The sequence below is a fragment of the Nocardia brasiliensis genome, from assembly GCF_042691675.1.
GTDB classification, from domain to species: Bacteria; Actinomycetota; Actinomycetes; order Mycobacteriales; family Mycobacteriaceae; genus Nocardia; species Nocardia brasiliensis_D.
Genome location: NZ_CP170507.1, coordinates 4,788,609 through 4,803,902, shown reverse-complemented (window position 1 = coordinate 4,803,902; position 15,294 = coordinate 4,788,609). Strand labels below are relative to the sequence as shown.

General features: G+C 68.3%; 15 protein-coding genes. 7 read left to right on the top strand and 8 right to left on the bottom strand.

Annotated elements, in window-relative coordinates; genetic code table 11:
* The first annotated feature begins 47 nt into the window (after positions 1-47).
* From ACFK0J_RS22180 to ACFK0J_RS22150, 7 genes are read left to right on the top strand one after another with little or no spacing between them, the layout of a single operon-like run.
* The gene (locus tag ACFK0J_RS22180) at positions 48-863 is read left to right on the top strand and encodes a beta-ketoacyl synthase N-terminal-like domain-containing protein (RefSeq protein WP_378730206.1); all 816 of its coding nucleotides are present in this window, start codon (positions 48-50) and stop codon (positions 861-863) included.
* Positions 856-1,785 (top strand): hypothetical protein, encoded by a 930-nt coding sequence (locus ACFK0J_RS22175; protein WP_378730204.1) that lies wholly within the window; start codon positions 856-858, stop codon positions 1,783-1,785. Before ACFK0J_RS22180 ends, ACFK0J_RS22175 begins: the two co-directional genes overlap by 8 nt.
* Complete coding sequence (locus tag ACFK0J_RS22170) at positions 1,782-2,513, top strand: 2-hydroxychromene-2-carboxylate isomerase (RefSeq protein ID WP_378730202.1); 732 nt, start codon at positions 1,782-1,784, stop codon at positions 2,511-2,513. Before ACFK0J_RS22175 ends, ACFK0J_RS22170 begins: the two co-directional genes overlap by 4 nt.
* 16 nt (positions 2,514-2,529) lie before the next feature.
* Positions 2,530-3,282 carry a class II aldolase/adducin family protein gene (locus ACFK0J_RS22165; RefSeq protein WP_378730200.1) on the top strand — a complete coding sequence of 251 codons (753 nt, stop codon included), beginning with the start codon at positions 2,530-2,532 and terminating at the stop codon, positions 3,280-3,282.
* A gap of 10 nt (positions 3,283-3,292) precedes the next feature.
* Complete coding sequence (locus ACFK0J_RS22160) at positions 3,293-4,021, top strand: nitroreductase family protein (protein ID WP_378730198.1); 729 nt, start codon at positions 3,293-3,295, stop codon at positions 4,019-4,021.
* Positions 4,018-5,595, top strand: a complete 1,578-nt coding sequence (locus ACFK0J_RS22155; protein WP_378730196.1) for an AMP-binding protein — start codon at positions 4,018-4,020, stop codon at positions 5,593-5,595. Before ACFK0J_RS22160 ends, ACFK0J_RS22155 begins: the two co-directional genes overlap by 4 nt.
* Positions 5,592-6,839, top strand: coding sequence for a cytochrome P450 (locus ACFK0J_RS22150; protein ID WP_378730194.1), 1,248 nt, complete (start codon positions 5,592-5,594; stop codon positions 6,837-6,839). The genes ACFK0J_RS22155 and ACFK0J_RS22150 overlap by 4 nt, the downstream gene beginning before the upstream one ends.
* Here the strand turns inward: ACFK0J_RS22150 and ACFK0J_RS22145 are convergent, their stop codons facing one another.
* The 8 genes from ACFK0J_RS22145 to ACFK0J_RS22110 all read right to left on the bottom strand — a co-directional run bounded on the left by ACFK0J_RS22145 (position 6,840) and on the right by ACFK0J_RS22110 (position 15,122).
* Positions 6,840-7,241 carry a VOC family protein gene (locus tag ACFK0J_RS22145; protein WP_378730192.1) on the bottom strand — a complete coding sequence of 134 codons (402 nt, stop codon included), beginning with the start codon at positions 7,239-7,241 and terminating at the stop codon, positions 6,840-6,842.
* Positions 7,242-7,324: 83 nt separating this feature from the next.
* Entirely contained in the window at positions 7,325-8,350 is a 1,026-nt protein-coding gene (locus tag ACFK0J_RS22140) for a methyltransferase (protein WP_378730190.1), read from the bottom strand.
* Positions 8,347-10,059: a carbamoyltransferase gene (locus tag ACFK0J_RS22135; RefSeq protein WP_378730188.1), complete on the bottom strand. Its 1,713-nt coding sequence runs from the start codon at positions 10,057-10,059 to the stop codon at positions 8,347-8,349. The genes ACFK0J_RS22140 and ACFK0J_RS22135 overlap by 4 nt, the downstream gene beginning before the upstream one ends.
* A 69-nt stretch (positions 10,060-10,128) precedes the next feature.
* Complete coding sequence (locus tag ACFK0J_RS22130) at positions 10,129-10,494, bottom strand: MmcQ/YjbR family DNA-binding protein (protein ID WP_378730186.1); 366 nt, start codon at positions 10,492-10,494, stop codon at positions 10,129-10,131.
* Between the two features lie 16 nt (positions 10,495-10,510).
* Positions 10,511-11,521 carry a methyltransferase gene (locus tag ACFK0J_RS22125; RefSeq protein WP_378730184.1) on the bottom strand — a complete coding sequence of 337 codons (1,011 nt, stop codon included), beginning with the start codon at positions 11,519-11,521 and terminating at the stop codon, positions 10,511-10,513.
* A complete protein-coding gene (locus ACFK0J_RS22120) occupies positions 11,521-12,744 on the bottom strand; it encodes a cytochrome P450 (protein ID WP_378730182.1) in 1,224 nt (407 codons plus the stop codon). Before ACFK0J_RS22120 ends, ACFK0J_RS22125 begins: the two co-directional genes overlap by 1 nt.
* Positions 12,741-13,772 carry a methyltransferase gene (locus ACFK0J_RS22115; RefSeq protein WP_378730180.1) on the bottom strand — a complete coding sequence of 344 codons (1,032 nt, stop codon included), beginning with the start codon at positions 13,770-13,772 and terminating at the stop codon, positions 12,741-12,743. The genes ACFK0J_RS22120 and ACFK0J_RS22115 overlap by 4 nt, the downstream gene beginning before the upstream one ends.
* 138 nt (positions 13,773-13,910) lie before the next feature.
* A complete protein-coding gene (locus ACFK0J_RS22110) occupies positions 13,911-15,122 on the bottom strand; it encodes a cytochrome P450 (RefSeq protein WP_378730178.1) in 1,212 nt (403 codons plus the stop codon).
* Positions 15,123-15,294 lie beyond the last annotated feature (172 nt).

Here is a 15,294-nt window from a genome sequence, read left to right as displayed (position 1 = left end):
GAGTCGGCACGGCTGCGGATGCCGCTATCACGGGGTGGGCCCTGCACTTGCCGTCCGAGTTGCCAGGCGACCTGAGTGGATCCGACCTCCCGCCGGAGCGGGTGCACGAAATCCTGGGCCGAAAAGGCTTGCTGCACAAGGAACCTGCGACCAGGCTCGCGTTGTGTGCGGTGCATCGGGCACTGGGTCTACCTGCCGGAGCACCACGGAACCTGGGCCCGCCGCAACCGCGTACCGCGGTGGTGGCCAGCTCGAACCTCGGCAATGTCGCCACCGTGGCGCGGCTGGCGCGCACCGTGGCGGCAGGTGATCTGCGCGGAGTCAGCGTGCTCGACGCGCCGAACGCGTCGAGCAATGTGCTGGCGAGCGCGGTGGCGATCTGGTTTCGCTGCGGCGGACCGAATGTGCTGGTGTGCTCCGGCGCGACCTCCGGTCTCGATGCCGTGGCGACCGGTCGGTTTCTGATCAACGCGGGTCGCGCCGACCGAGTGATCGTCGTCGGCGCCGAGCCGGATGACGAGATCGCCGCCACGCTGTATCGCCGTGCGGTCGCACCTGACCTGACCCCGCTGCGGTCGGCGGCCGGATGCGTGGTCCTCGACCGCGCCGACCGCGTGACCTGGCCTGCCCCGGTGATCGGAACGGTGCACGCGGGCCCGCCACCCGCGCAACTACCGCCGGACGGCTTCGACGCGACCTTCGGTGCGTCCGGTGTGCTGCGCACCGCGGCGGCGGCCGCGTCGGTGATCGAGTACGAACACGCCGTCACCGTGGCATGCGGCAGCCGGGCCGATGGCTGGAAGTGGCTGCGGGTCACACCGCCGGGGTGGGCGGATGAGCAGAGAGGCGCGACGAGTGAATAACGCGGTGGACATCCGCGCGACGCAGCGCGGCGAGATGACGGTACGACCCCGCTACGACAGCGCGAACATCCGGACCTGGGTGGGCTTCAAACAGTTCATGTGCCTGGTCGAAGAGGCTGTGCTGCAATGGTTTCGCGACCGCGGGCTGGGTCCGGGCACGCTGTTCCACGACTACGGACTCGGCCTGGAGATCGTCGACTCCTCGGTGCTGCTGCCCGCGGTGCTCGACATCGACGACCAGGTCACCGCCGAGATCAGCGAACGCGGCTCCGGTCGCTTCCAGGTCCGGCTCACCGCCTTCCGGGGTGGAACGGACGTGCTGGTCGCGCGCGCGACGGTGACCGTCGCCCTGGTTCGAGAGCGCGGCCAAGACGTCCTCGCGTCACCTCCAGACCTGGCCGAGCTCGTCGTCGGCGGCATCGGTCCGACGGAATACGCTGCACAGCAGGTGGTTTCGCCAGGCACGGAGGTGCGGCAAGCACTCGGCATCGGCCCCACCGGGTTCCTGTGGTCCTGGCGGGTCCCGTACTTCTACTGCCACTACTCGGATCGGTTGCAGCATTCGGGATACGTGCGCGCACTCGAGGACGTAGTCGACCGGTTCCTGGACAGCCGCGGAATTTCGGTGGGCCGCATGCTCGCCGAGCGCCGCTGGATACCAGTCGTCTCCAAGGCCCGCGTGCACATGCTCGCCGACGTGCACATGGAAGAAACCGTGCACACCACATTCACCGTCGAAGAGATCCTGCGCGGCATCAGCCATCGGGGCCGGATGGATTGCTATGTCGAGCGGGACGCGACGATGGTGCACACCGCGACGGCCGGAATTCTGCACGGATACGCGATCGTGGACGGTCCAGGCGCGGGCACCCTCGCCGAGTTCGATCCGCCGACGATTGCCGCACTCCTGGGAGACCGATGATGAAACGCGGTGCGCGGGTGTTCTTTTCGTTCCGGAGTCCCTACACCTGGCTGGCCGTGCGCAAGCTGGCCCAGGCGATACCGAACCTGCACCGAACGGTGGAGTTCATCCCGTACTGGGATCCGGACGAGCGCACGTCGGCGGCACTGCGCGAACGTGGCGCCGAATTCCATTACGTGCAGATGAGCAAGGCCAAACATATGTACCTGCTGCACGACACCAAGCGCCTGACGCGACAGCTGGGGATTCCGATGGCGTGGCCGATCGATGTGAACCCGTGGTGGGAGGTGCCGCATTTGGCGTGGCTGGCAGCGCGACGCCGTGGCCTCGGTGCGGAGTTCTTCGATGCGGTGATGGCCGCCCGCTGGGAACGCGGCGAGAACATTTGTGACAGCACGGTGATTCGCGGGCTCGCCGAGTCCGTGGGTGCGCCACCGGACGTGCTGGCGGGAGCCACCGAGGACGCGCGGATCCGGGCCGAAGGCGTCGACTGCCTCGTCGAGGCCTACCTGGACGACATCTTCGGCATCCCCTACTTCCGGATCGGCCGCCACCGCCTCTGGGGACTCGACCGCGTCGACGCATTCATCGAGCTGCTGGCGGCACAGGCAGAATCGCCGCCGGTACAGGTCGATCTGCCGCCGACACCGGATGATTCGCCGCTGACGCGGCACACGTCACTCGTCCCGTTCGCCTACGACCGCGACACCGCAGGCGGATGCGGTTGAGCTGGAAGGACTTTCGATGACGAGCGCGCCACACCCGGCCGGCCGGGACAATGCCGCCGAACGCGTCCACCGGCAACGCCAACTGGCCGCGAGCTTACGACTGTTCGCCAGGTACGGCTTCGACGAAGGGGCGGGCGGTCATCTCACCGCTCGTGATCCGGAATTTCCGGACCGATTCTGGATCAACCCGTTCGGGCTGCACTTCGGACAGGTACGGGTCGCCGATCTGCTCCTGGTCGACCGGGACGGAACGGTCGTGCAGGGAAACGGACGAATCAATCCCGCCGGGTTCGCGATTCACAGCCAGGTGCACGAGGCCAGACCGGACGTCGTCGCGGTCGCGCATGCCCATTCGGTGCACGGCCGCGCCTGGTCCACGCTCGGGCGTCTGCTGGATCCGCTCACCCAGGACGCCTGTGCCTTCTTCGAAGATCACGCGGTTTACGCCGAATACCAGGGCGTCGTCCTCGGTCTCGACGAGGCGAAGCGGATCGCGGCGGCGCTCGGCGCGGGCAAGGCGCTGATCATGCGAAACCACGGGCTGCTGACGGTCGGTGGTTCGGTGGGCGAGGCGGTGTGGTGGTTCATCGCCATGGACCGGTCGTGCCAGGTGCAGCTACTCGCCGAGGCGGCGGGCGACCCGGTGCCCATCGAACCGTCATCGGCCCGGTCCACCCGCGACACCATCGGCAGCCCCGAGTTGGGTCGGCTGAACTTCCGTCCGTTGTTCGCCGACATCGTGCACCGGGAACCGGGTCTGCTGGAGTGAGGGAACGGCAATGAGCACACCGATCATGCCCGCGCCCGATGCGCAGGCACTGGACCCCGCGGGTATCGAGCAGTTCAGCCAGTGCGTGCGAACGCTGCGGTCGGTGCGCCGATTCCGACGAGACGACGTGCCTACGGCGCTGCTCGATTTCGTGCTGGACCATGCCGTATGCGCGGGCTCGGGCAGCAACCGGCAACCGTGGCGCTTCATCGTCGTCCGCGATCGGCGGCTGCGCGGCGAACTCGGCGACTGGTATCGAGACGCGTGGCGGCTGCTGGAGAACAGCGGTTATACGGCCCGGCCCGGCGGGTCCGTGCGAGCGAGTGCTCGCCGGATCACCGCTTCGGCGCGGTACCTGGCCGAGCATTTCGAGGACGTGCCTGTCGTCGTGGTCCCGTGTTTTCTTCCGGTGCCGCGCAATCCGGTCGACCTGTTCGGCGGCGCCTCGATCTATCCGGCCGTGCAGAACTTGCTACTGGCCGCGCGGTCGGTCGGCCTCGGCACCGTGCTCACCACTCCGCACGCCATCTGCGCGCTGGACCGGACCGGGCGGCCGACCGCGCACGAAGCGCTGTATCTGCGCCTGTGTGCGCTGCTCGCCATTCCGGCGGGCGTGGTACCCGCGGCGCTCATCCCGATGGGGTGGCCCGCCGAAACGTTCGGGCCGTCGCGGCGGCGACCCGCGCGAGAAATGACTTACCGAGACCGCTGGGCTCAGGAATGGGGAAATGTGCAATGAGTGCTTTGTTGCGGCGGATGGTCCGTGATCGTCCCGAGGACGTGGCCATCATCGACGAATTTGGTTCTGTCAGTTGGGCGGAGCTCGACGGCAGGGTCGATCGATGGGCCGCGATGCTGCGGGCGCACGGGCTGAAGGTCGGCGATCACGTCTGCTTCGTCACCGGTAATCGGCGCGAGACGTTCGAGGCGCTGCTGGCCTGCCTACACACCGGGCTCACGGTCACCCCGGTGAACTGGCATCTCACGCCGCACGAGATCGCGCACATCGTGGCCGATTCGGGGAGCCGCTGTGTGCTGACCGAGCCGCGTTTCGCCGAGACGGCCGCGACCGGCGCCGCACAGGCGGGCGGTGTCGATGTCCGCCTGACCTTCGGCGATCAGCAGATCGGCGACTTCATCGCCGTCGAACCGCTGCTGTCCGGTGCGGCGGCGGGCATTTCGGACGAGTGCTCGGGCGCGGTCCTGCTGTACACGTCCGGAACGAGCGGCCTGCCACGAGGCGTGGTCTCCGACCGGCTCGTCGCGGGCGCGCCGTTGGAGCGTGTCGAGGTGTTGCTGGCCATGCTCGGCGAACGCCTCGGGCTGCCCGATCAGGGCCGGGTCCTGGTGGCGGGGCCGTGGTATCACTCCGCGCAGACGTTCTTCTCGCTCTACCCGCTGCTGCGCGGCTGCGCGCTGGTGCTCATGCCACGGTTCGACGCGGCCGAAGCCTTGCGGCTGATCGACGAGCAGGCCATCACGTTGTCCCATCTGGTGCCGACCCACTTCGTCCGCCTGCTCCGGCTGGACGACGCGACGCGCGAGGCGTTTCGCGGGACCAGCCTGACCCGGATCTGGCACGGCGGCGGTCCATGCCCGCCGGAGGTCAAGCGGCGCATGATCGAGTGGTGGGGCGAGGTGTTCGCCGAGTACTACGCGGCCACCGAAGGCGGCATCGCCACGTTCGTCGACTCCGCCACGTGGTCGACCCGGCCCGGCACCGTCGGCAAGCCACTACCGCCGACGGAAATCGTGATCGTCGACGCCGACGGGGAACCGGTCGGCCCCGGAGTTGTCGGCAAGGTGTACGTGCGAACCCCCGGGCAGTCGTTTCACTACCACAACGCACCCGAGAAGACCCGGGCCGCGCAGCTGACCCCGGACACCGCCACTTACGGTGACCTCGGCTATCTCGACGGCGACGGCTACCTTTTCATCGTCGGCCGCACCTTGGACACCATCATCGCCGGTGGCGTCAACATCTACGCGGCCGAGGTCGAAGCGGCGATCCTGACCCATCCCGGGGTGCGCGATGCCGCGGTGTTCGGGATTCCGGACGAGGAGTTCGGCGAGCGGGTCGCCGCCGTCGTGGAACTGCAGCCCGGCACCGGACTCACCGCCGACGACGTCCCTGCCGAGTTGGACCGGGTGTGCCGGGAACGGCTGGCCGGTTTCAAGACGCCGAGATCCTATGCGGTCGTGCCGAAACTGCCACGCGATCCCTCCGGCAAACTCCGCAAGGCGGCACTGCGCGACGAATACACCCGGCGGGCTCTCGCCCGTCCCGCTTCGATGACGGCGGCCCGACAATGATCGAATCCCTCCCGATCGAGTCCATCGCCGATCCGCGCACCTACGCCGACGGTGTCCCGCACGCGGTCTTCGACCACCTGCGCGAGCACCAGCCGGTCGCCTGGATCGAGGAACCGCTGCTGGCCCGTGGCGGAGTAGGCGGCGCGCGAGTGCGGTGGAAGGGCAGCGGCTACTGGGCCCTCACCCGCCACGGCGATGTCGCCGAGGCGTCGCGGCGGCCCACGGTCTTCTCCTCGGCGGCCAAGGGCGCATTCCTCGTCGACCCGCGGACCAGGGCGGATCTCGAGCGCGACCGACAGCTGCTGGTGAACATGGACGACCCGCAGCACGTCACGCTGCGTAAGGCGATCAACTCGGCCTTCAGCCGAAAGGCAGTGCGGCACTTGCACGCCGACATCGCCCGGCACGCGCACGCCGTCGTTGCCAGGGTGCTGGCCGCCGAGCGGTTCGACGCGGTCGCCGACCTGGCCGCCGAATTGCCCCTGCTGGTGCTTGCCGAGTTGCTCGGGATGCCGCCCGCGGACCGCCGATTGCTGTACGACTGGAGCAACCGGCTCGTCGGCTTCGACGATCCCGCTTTCGGCGGTGGTGACATCCAGACCTACCGGGACACCTTCGCGGAGGCGTACGCCTACGCGCTACGCCTCGCGGCCGATCGTCGCCGCGATCCCGGCGACGATATCGTCAGCATGCTCGTGCACGCCGATATCGGCGGGCGGCCGATCCGCGAGGTGGAGTTCTGTCAGCTGTGGGTGCTGCTCGTGGTGGCGGGTAACGAGACCACCCGGAACCTGATCTCCGGTGCACTGCTCGAGCTGGCACGACAGCCCGCACTGCTGACCGAAGCCGCCGATACCGCGCGCGCCGTGGAAGAACTGTTGCGCTGGGTCACCCCGATCATGCAATTCCGCCGGACGGCAACCGAGGACACCGAACTGAGCGGGCAGCTGATTCGAGCGGGTGACAAGGTGGTGCTGTACTACATCTCGGCCAATCGGGACCGGCGCGTGTTCGATGCGCCGGATCGGCTGCGATTGGCGCGAGATCCTAACCCGCACTTGGCATTCGGAGTCGGCCCGCATTTCTGCCTCGGCGCCCATCTGGCCCGGCTGGAGGCGGTGACGCTGTTCGACGAGCTGCGGCCGCACCTGCACCGGTTCGAGCTGCTCGGCCCGGCGACTCGGCTCGCGTCGAATTTCACCAACGGCATCACCTCGCTGCCCGCGAGGTTCGTCGCCGGCTAGTCAGGCCTGCTTTCGCTGCTGGAAGTGCCACAGGTGTCCTTCGACATCGGCGGCCTGGTAGCGGCGATCTCCCCAGAAGGTCTGCTCGGGCTCGATGATGATCTTCGCACCGGCCGCCCTGGCCCGCGCGCAGTGCGCGTCCACGTCGTCGACGTCGATCATCGTCGTCGAACTCACCCCGACCTTCGGGCTGACACCGTGCACCGACGGCGCGGCCAGCATGATCAGACCACTGCCGTCGACTTCCAGTTCCGCGTGCACATCACCGTCGCTGACGATCCTGGTGTCGGGGCGCTCGGTGAAACCGAAGGCTCGCTCCAGCCACCCGATCATGGCGACCGGATCGTCGTAGACGAGCAACGGCACGACGCGTGCCGTTGGGCTCGATTGTTGCTGGCTCATGGTCACATCTCCCAGTCGTTGTAGGGCGTTCGCATCCTCCGGCACCGGCCGGGCCAACCTGCACGTTCACTGTCCATCGTCCGCTATCGCGGTCCGCGCGTCCGGCATTCGAGGAGCGTGCGAGTCGCTGTCCGGTGTGCTGCGACGACGGTGAGCCCGGCCGATTCGATCAACGTGCGCATCTGTTCGTGCGTGCGCTCCTTGCCGCCCATCGTGACCAGCATCCGGAGGTCGAGTGTGGTGGACACGGCAGGCGGCAGATCCCCGTCCGCGAGCCCCTCGACGACCAGCACGGTGCCGCCCGCGCCCGCGGCGTGCGCGCAACCACGCAGGATCGCGCGGGCCTGCCGGTCGTCCCAGTCGTGCAGCACGACCGACAGCACGTACACATCGCCGCCCGTTGGCAGCGGCGCGAAGAAGCTGCCTTCGACAACGGTGCAGCGATCGGCCAGTCCGGCCTCCTCGAATACGCGAGCCGCCGCCTTCGCGGGTCCCGGCAGGTCGACGAGTGTGCCGGTGAGCGTGGGATAGGTGCGCAACAGCTCGGTGAGTAGTGCGCCCGCGCCGCCGCCGACATCGACGACGTGTCCGACCTCGGACCACGAAAAGCCCTGTGCGACTTCGGCGGCGACATCGCCGACCTGCGCCGCCATCATCGTGTCGAAGGCTCGACCGAGCTCGGGATGCTCGGCGAGATCGTCCCAGAAGGGCTTGCCGAAGATGGCGGGATACGACGCCGAGCCGGTGCGGACGGACTCCAGCAGACCCGCCATCGGACGATCCAACCGGCCGCCGAGGCCTTCGAGATCCAGCAGTGCGCGCAGGTTGCCCGTGCTGTCGCTACACAGCATGCGTGCCGCCGGAGTGAGCCGATAGGTGTCCGGTGCCGTCTCCGCGAACACGCCGCGGCAGGTCAGATACCGCATGAGCCTGCCGAGCGCGTCGGGTTCGGCCCCCGCCGCGGCAGCCAGGTCGGTGAGCTCGCAGACGCCGTCCGCCAGGAAATCGGCCAGCCGCAGCGTGGCGGCGACCCGCACCGCGTACGGGAACACCAGGTCCGCTGCCTCCGCGAGGTTGCCCCGCCGCCGCGGTCGAACCGGCTCGGTCATCGGGCGTCCTCGGCGGCGGTCACGGTGTCGAGCTCGCTCTCGCTCTTGGCGATCATCAGGTTGTCGAGGACGAGGAGGTCGGCGCCCGACTGCACGAAGGTGGCGACGGCGTCCTCGGCGGTGTGCACAATGGGTTCGACCGCGAGATTGAACGACGTGTTGACGACCGTCGGAATGCCCGTCAACTGCCGGAAGTGCTCGATCAGCGACCAATACAGCGGGTTGGTCGCCCGGTCGACCAGTTGCGGCCTCGCCGAACCGTCGACGTGGGTCACCGCGGGAATCACCCGGCGCATGGCGGGCCGAATACTCGCCGCTGCCAACATGAACCGGGCCGGATCGTCGACGGGGCTCTCGAAGATCTCCCGGATGTGCTCGGCGAGCACGCTCGGCGCCAACGGTCGCCACATCTCCCGGCCCTTGATGGTGTTGAGGCGTTCCCAGGTGCGCCGGTCGCGCGGATCGGCGAGCACACTGCGCGCGCCGAGCGCGCGCTGGCCGATCTCGGCCCGGCCCCGCGCCCACATCACGATCCGGCCGTCGGCGATGGCGGCCGCGGCGCAGCGGGCGAGGTCCGGCTCGGGCAGTGCCCGGCAATGCAGCCCGGTGGGTGCGACCGCCGCGGCGGCGGACCGCGCGGTGATGGCGGACTGCCAGTACGGATGGTCGATGTTGGTCGGCGCGAAGGGCCGGTGCCTGGCCGCGGCGACCAGCGCGGCGCCGAGCGACACCCCGGCATCGGTGGCCACCGGGGTGACGTAGATCCGGTCGTAGATGCGGCTCTGGATCAGCTTGCCGACCATCGAACAGTTCATCGCCACGCCACCGGCCAGCGCGAGCGTCGAGGACGCGATCCGCTTCCTGGCATGCAGCGCAAGGCCGAACGCCGCCTCCTCCAGCTCGTGTTGCACCGTTGCCGCGAAGTCGGCGTAGGACAGCGCGTCCTCGCCGTGCCGCGGCACGAACGGATAGTGCCGGGCGAAGGCAGTGGTCACCGACCGTTCGAAGGCCGCGGGGATCTCCAAGCGGATCGCCTTGGACCGGTCGGCTCCGGTGGCATGATGCGATACCGAGTCGTCCGCGGCGGTGATCCAGTAGCCATTCGGCCGCCGCTCCAGGCCGATCGGTGCCTGCGCTCTGCCGTATCCGGCGAGGCCCATCAGCTTGCCGGGCCCGAAGTGCAGGTGCAGTCCGGCCCATTGCGAGGCCAATCCGTAGTAGAAACCCAGTGATTGGCTGATCGGCCATTCCTGCAGGATCTCGATGCTGCCCCTGGATCCGTGCGCCAGTGTCGTGGCTTGGGTCTCGCCCGCCCCGTCGACCACCAGAATCGCGACATCGTCCTCGCCGCAGGTGTAGTAGCAGCTGGCCGCGTGGGCGAGGTGGTGCGGTACCCACTCCAGCGCGGGCATGGTGCTGGTCACCTTGCGATCGGGAAACAGCCACCGCCGCACGCCATCCGGGGTGAACCGTCTGCTGCCCGACAGCGGAGTGTCCGCGATATTCCAGCCGAACGCGATCGTATCCACCGAATCGAGCGTGATGCCCGCTTCGGCGAGGCACGCGCGCGCGGCGTCGGCAGGTGATTCGAAGACGGCGTGTTTGCGGCGACTTATTCGTTCCTGTTCGATGAGGCACATCAGGGCGCCGTCGCGCAACAACGCGGCCGAGGCATCATGCGGGCTGATATTCAATCCGAGGATGTACATTCCACCAACCACTGACTTCCTGCTGGGGAGTGGTGAAGAATTATCGAGAATTCCTCGAGTATTAGTTTTTCAGCCGCCCGCGCGCTTGTCGAGCTCGCGGACAAGGTGTTTCGAGGCAATATTCCGGTAGCTTTCGACGACCCAGTCCGTCAAAATCTCGTAGGACATTCCGTCGTGTAGCGGGATGGTGACCCAGCCGTGCGGCCCGAGATTGTGCCGGCCCGGCGTCGCGCCATCGACGGCCAATGCCTGTTCCCTGGATTCGTCGAGCTTCACGCCGATGACGCGTTCGGCGCCGTCGGTCGGTCCGAGAAAGACGAAAACCTTCCCGTTCACCTTCATCGCCGGTCGGCCCCAGGGAAAGTCTTCCTGTGCACCGGGGAGTTGCGCGCTGAATTCCCGCAGCCGGGCGTGCAGACGGTTTCGGTGGGCCATGTCGCCCATTGTCGTCTCAGACCGGCTCGGCCTCCAGGATCGGGTACATCCTGGTGGGGATGACGCGGCTGCTTTCCAGCCCGGACCCGCGTAGCAGCTCGGCCAGCTCGGGCTCGGTGCGCACCCGCCCGGTGCTCAGCACGAGCATCATCAGGTCGATCCGCAGCGCGAGTTCGTCGCCGGGCAGCGCGATGGGTTCGATCACCAGCAGCCGACTGTCGGGTCGCATCGCGGTGCGGATCGCGCCGAGAATTCGGGTGGCGCTCGCGTCGTCCCATCCGTACAGAATGCGTTTGAGCACATAGAGATCGGCACCCGCGGGGATCGGTGTGGTGAAGAAGCTACCGGCCTCGACGCGGCAGCGCTCACGCACGTCGGCGAGCACCTCGGGGGCGGCCGCGACGGCCTCGGGACGGTCGAACACCACACCGCGCAAGCCCCGGTATCGGTTCAGCAGCGTGGCGAGGAAGGTCCCGTCGCCGCCGCCGACATCGACGATGGTTGCCGCGCTCGCCCAGTCGAACGCGCGCAATACCGCCAGCGCTTCGAGTCGCGTCGAGTCGCGCTGGGATCGGTGGAACCATCGGGCCAGCTCCGGCTGCGCGGCCAAATGGGTCCAGTAGTCGGTACCGTTGGCGAGCTCGAAGGGTGTGGTGCCCGAGCTTATTCCGTCCGCCAGCGCGGTCCATGCCGCGATTTCCGACGGGATGAGGCGCAGTGCCGTCGCCATGGACAGTGGATGGTCGGTGCGCAGGAATTCACCCGCCGCGGTGAGTTCGAACAGGCCGGGCTCCAGTTCGGCGAAGATGCCCTTTCGCACCATCGCGCGCAGTGCGCGCCACAGCGACGGCGCGTGCGCGTCGAGCGTCCGCGCCAGGTCGGCCACCGATCGAGGGCCGTGGCCCAGTTCGTCGGCGACCCCGAGGGTGCACAGCGCCCGGAGCGTGAAAGGGCTTACGTCGTCGGCCAATTCGGTCAGATCGATGATCGACCGCAGATCGAGCCGGTCCACCGCTGGTCGTCGCATCACCGACTCCTTCCGACGCGGACCGGGACGTGCTGGTAGGACCGCAGGGTCGCGGACCCGGCCAGCACCGGCTCGCCGCCCGGCTCGAACACGGCGAAACGTTCCAGCAGCTGCCGCAGCACAATGGCGCCTTCGAGGCGGGCGAGTCCGGCGCCGACGCAGTAGTGCATGCCGGAGCCGAAGCTCAGATGGGGGTTCGGACGGCGTGTGACGTCGAACGTCTCGGGGTCGCGGAACTGGCGCTCGTCGCGATTCGCCGAGGCGATGAGCAGGAAAACCACTCGTCCTGCCCGCAATACCCGGTCGCCGACCGGGACCGGTTCCAGCACGATCCGCCCGGTGATCCGGGTCGGCGGGTCGAAGCGGAGGACTTCTTCGACCGCCGACGGCACCAGCGCCGGGTCGGCGCGCAAGATGGTCAGTTGATCCTGGTGCCGGGGCAGCCCGGCGCACAGGCTGGAGATCATCGTCATCGACGTTTCCAGGCCGGCGAACAGCAGGAAGATGGCGTTGTCCAGCAGTTGCGCGCGGTCGACCGTCCCCGCCGCCTGCGCGTGCGCCATGCGGTCGAGCACGGTGTCGGTCCCGGCACCGGCGGTGACCAGTTGCTCGACATAGTCCCGCAGCCAGGTGACCGCCGCGTCGGCGCTGGCGCGATCCTCGTCGGAGAGCACGGCGGTGAAGATCTTCGCGAGCTCGAGCACCTGATGCCCGACCTGTTCCCGCTCGTCGGGTGCGATCCCCAGCAGTTCGCCGAGGATGGTCAGCGGCAGCGGAAACGCCAAATCCTCGACGGCGTCGAAGCCACCGGTGTCGGCGGCGGCGTCGAGGAGTTCGCCTGTCCGGCTTGCGATCCGATCGGACATGGCCTGCACTCGCGCGGCGGTGAACGATTCCGCGAGCAACCGCCGGACCGGCCCGTGCGCGGGCCGATCGAGACCGGCGACCACGCGCTGGGTGAAGCTGTTCGCCGGGCCGTCGCCGAGGGACTGGCGCAGGGTGGCGGGGAAGAGCCGGTAGGCGTCCGCGAACTGGAACTGGCCGAGCCGGGCATCGCGTAGCAGCCGGGAAACCTCCTGGTAGCGCGGGATCAGCCACTGGGCGGGTCCGCCACGGCAGACGGCACCCGCGGCGCGCATCTCGGCGTACAGGTAAGCCGGGTCGTCGTGCTCGGTCCGCTGAAACGGATCGAATCGGGCAGGCAATATTCGCTCGGTGGTCACTGTGCGACCACCTCGATGATCGGCAGGGTCACCCGCGGAATCACCCGCGTCGGGCGCAACCGCGCACTCGCGAGCAGACGGTTGTAGTCGTCCATGGTGCGATCCAGTCCGCCGTACAGCAGCAGCGTGCGCAGGTGGACGACATTGCCGAGGGTGAACTCCTCGCCGTAACCCATGATCGGCTCGAGCACGACCAGCGTGCTGTCCTGGCGCATCGCGGCGCGGACAGTGCGCAGGATCGCGACGACGTGCTCGTCGTCCCATCCGCCGACGACGGTCTTGAGGACATACATATCGGCGCCGGCGGGCACCGAGTCGAAGAAGTCACCACCCACCAGCACACAGCGCTCGGCGACATCGGCACCGTACTGCTCCGGTCGCGCCTGGGCGACAACGTGCGGCAGATCGAACAACGTCCCCCGCATCGCGGAAAACCGTTGCAGCAGCGCGAAAATCAACGCACCCGTGCCGCCACCCACATCGACGACGGTGCGCGCCGCGGCCCACGGATAGCCCCGGATCAAGGTGAGCAGATCGAGCCGGGTGCCCGCGTGCTGAGCCCGGTCCAGTTCCGCGTCCTCGATCGGGTTCCGGCTGCGATAGGTCGCGAAATCGCAGCCGTGCACCCGATCGAACGCGGCGGCGCCGGTGCGCAGGCTGTAATCGAATGCCCCCCAAGCGCGCACGTCGGCACCGGCGCCGGAATACACGTCCCGCAGTGAGAACGGGTGCTCGGTGCGTAGCAACTGCCCCGACGGCATCAGCTCGAAGACCTTGGGCCGCGGCTCGGCGAAGACGTCTTTCACGGCGAGCGCACGTAGTAATCGGTACAGCGGATCAGGTTGCGCACCAACGGCTTCGGCCAGCTCGGTGATGTGCCGTCGACCATCGCCGAGGTGATCGGCCACCCCGAGCCTGGCGACCGCGCGCACGGCGAAGGCGAACGCGTAGTCCGCGGTCGCCGCCAGCGTCGCGATGGGCAATTCGGCCCTGCTGTTCCTGGCCTGGGTGGTAGTTGTATCCGGCACTGCCAGCACACCTCGCACGATCTCGTGGTCGAGGACCGTTGCCCGGCACGGCCTCTCGGAGCACCTCCGATTAGGGCACATGCCACCGGGCGCGGCACCACCGAGCACCGAAATTGCTCCCCCCGGATCCGGTGCGGGTCAACGCGGCAACAGCCGCATCGGTACCGCGCTGTAGGTGCGGAAGGCGCCGTCGAGTTGGCGGACCGCCGGGCCCGCGGGCTCGATGGTGGGGAACCGTTGAATGAGTTCGGTGAACAGGACGGTGGCTTCGATGCGGGCGAGGGTGGCGCCGAGGCAGTAGTGGATGCCGCCACCGAAGGACAAGTGCGGGTTCGGATTCCGGGTGACATCGAGGCGTTCGGGGTCGTGGAACTGGCGTTCGTCGTGGTTGGCCGAACCGATCGACAGCAGGACCACGCGCCCGGGCCGGAGGGTCCGGTCCGCGATCCGTAGCGGCTCCAGCACCAGCCGTAACCGGCTCTGAATCGGTGCGTCGTAGCGGAGGAATTCTTCGATGGCGTGGGGTATGTGGCTTGGTTGTCGGCGCAGTAGTGCGAGTTGGTCGGGGTGGTCGAGGAGTGCGGCGGAGCCGGTGGCGATGAGGCTGGTGGTGGTTTCGAAGCCGGCGAAGAACAGGAAGACGGCGTTGTCGACGATGTCTTGGTGGGTGAGGCGGCGTCCGTCGTCTTCGGCGGTGAGCATGCGGGAGAGCAGATCGTCGCCGGGCCTGCGACGCCGCTGCTCGAGTAGGTTGTCCAGGTAATCGCGCAGCCAGACCACGGCGTCGTCGGCCGCCGCCCGGTCGGCCGCGCCGACGCTGGTCGAGAATGCCTTGCCGAGGTCGAACGCCCGCGGCCGAATAGCGTCGCGGTCGTCGGCCGGGATACCGAGCAGCTCGCAGATGACCAGGACCGGGAGCAGGTAGCCGAGATCGGTCACCGCGTCGATCTGGGCGCGCTCGCGGGCATCGGCGAGCAGGTCGTCGACCAGTCGCTCGATCCACTCGTGCATGGTGCGCACCAATCCGGGCCCGAATGCGCTGCCCGTCAAACGCCGTAACACGGTGTGGTCGGGCCGATCCCGATGCAGGATGACCCGCCGCAGGAATTCCGTCGCCGGTCCGTCGCCGAGGGAGAACCGGTGGTATTCCTCCGGGAACTGGCTGCCGAGCCGGTGATCCTTGAGCAGATTCGCGACATCGGCGTACCGCGTGACCACCCACTGCGCGGGCCCGCCACGGCACAAGGGTCCGGCCGCGCGAAACCTGGCGTAAGCCGGGTACGGATTCTCCCGCAGCGCCGGACTCGAGGTGTCGAAACGTGGGGCCAGTTCGGACCGAACCTCTCGCATGCCGATCACTGTCGGCGCGCGGACGGAAATCTCGCAAGAGCGCGGCCGATATTCGACCGGACGGTTGCCGCGCCGGGTTGATCTGTCCCGCCAGCGGGACGGCGGAAATCATCGAACGCACAATTCGCGGGCGGCATCTCATATTCGCTGCGACGGGTTGAATAGGGCTGTG

Excerpts from the sequence above, each read along its gene's own strand:
- ACFK0J_RS22170 (WP_378730202.1), top strand. The coding sequence starts at position 1,782 with ATGATGAAACGCGGTGCGCGGGTGTTCTTTTCGTTCCGGAGTCCCTAC.
- ACFK0J_RS22165 (WP_378730200.1), top strand. The coding sequence starts at position 2,530 with ATGACGAGCGCGCCACACCCGGCCGGCCGGGACAATGCCGCCGAACGC.
- ACFK0J_RS22160 (WP_378730198.1), top strand. The coding sequence starts at position 3,293 with ATGAGCACACCGATCATGCCCGCGCCCGATGCGCAGGCACTGGACCCC.
- ACFK0J_RS22155 (WP_378730196.1), top strand. The coding sequence starts at position 4,018 with ATGAGTGCTTTGTTGCGGCGGATGGTCCGTGATCGTCCCGAGGACGTG.
- ACFK0J_RS22150 (WP_378730194.1), top strand. The coding sequence starts at position 5,592 with ATGATCGAATCCCTCCCGATCGAGTCCATCGCCGATCCGCGCACCTAC.
- ACFK0J_RS22145 (WP_378730192.1), bottom strand. The coding sequence starts at position 7,241 with ATGAGCCAGCAACAATCGAGCCCAACGGCACGCGTCGTGCCGTTGCTC.
- ACFK0J_RS22140 (WP_378730190.1), bottom strand. The coding sequence starts at position 8,350 with ATGACCGAGCCGGTTCGACCGCGGCGGCGGGGCAACCTCGCGGAGGCA.
- ACFK0J_RS22135 (WP_378730188.1), bottom strand. The coding sequence starts at position 10,059 with ATGTACATCCTCGGATTGAATATCAGCCCGCATGATGCCTCGGCCGCG.
- ACFK0J_RS22130 (WP_378730186.1), bottom strand. The coding sequence starts at position 10,494 with ATGGCCCACCGAAACCGTCTGCACGCCCGGCTGCGGGAATTCAGCGCG.
- ACFK0J_RS22125 (WP_378730184.1), bottom strand. The coding sequence starts at position 11,521 with ATGCGACGACCAGCGGTGGACCGGCTCGATCTGCGGTCGATCATCGAT.
- ACFK0J_RS22110 (WP_378730178.1), bottom strand. The coding sequence starts at position 15,122 with ATGCGAGAGGTTCGGTCCGAACTGGCCCCACGTTTCGACACCTCGAGT.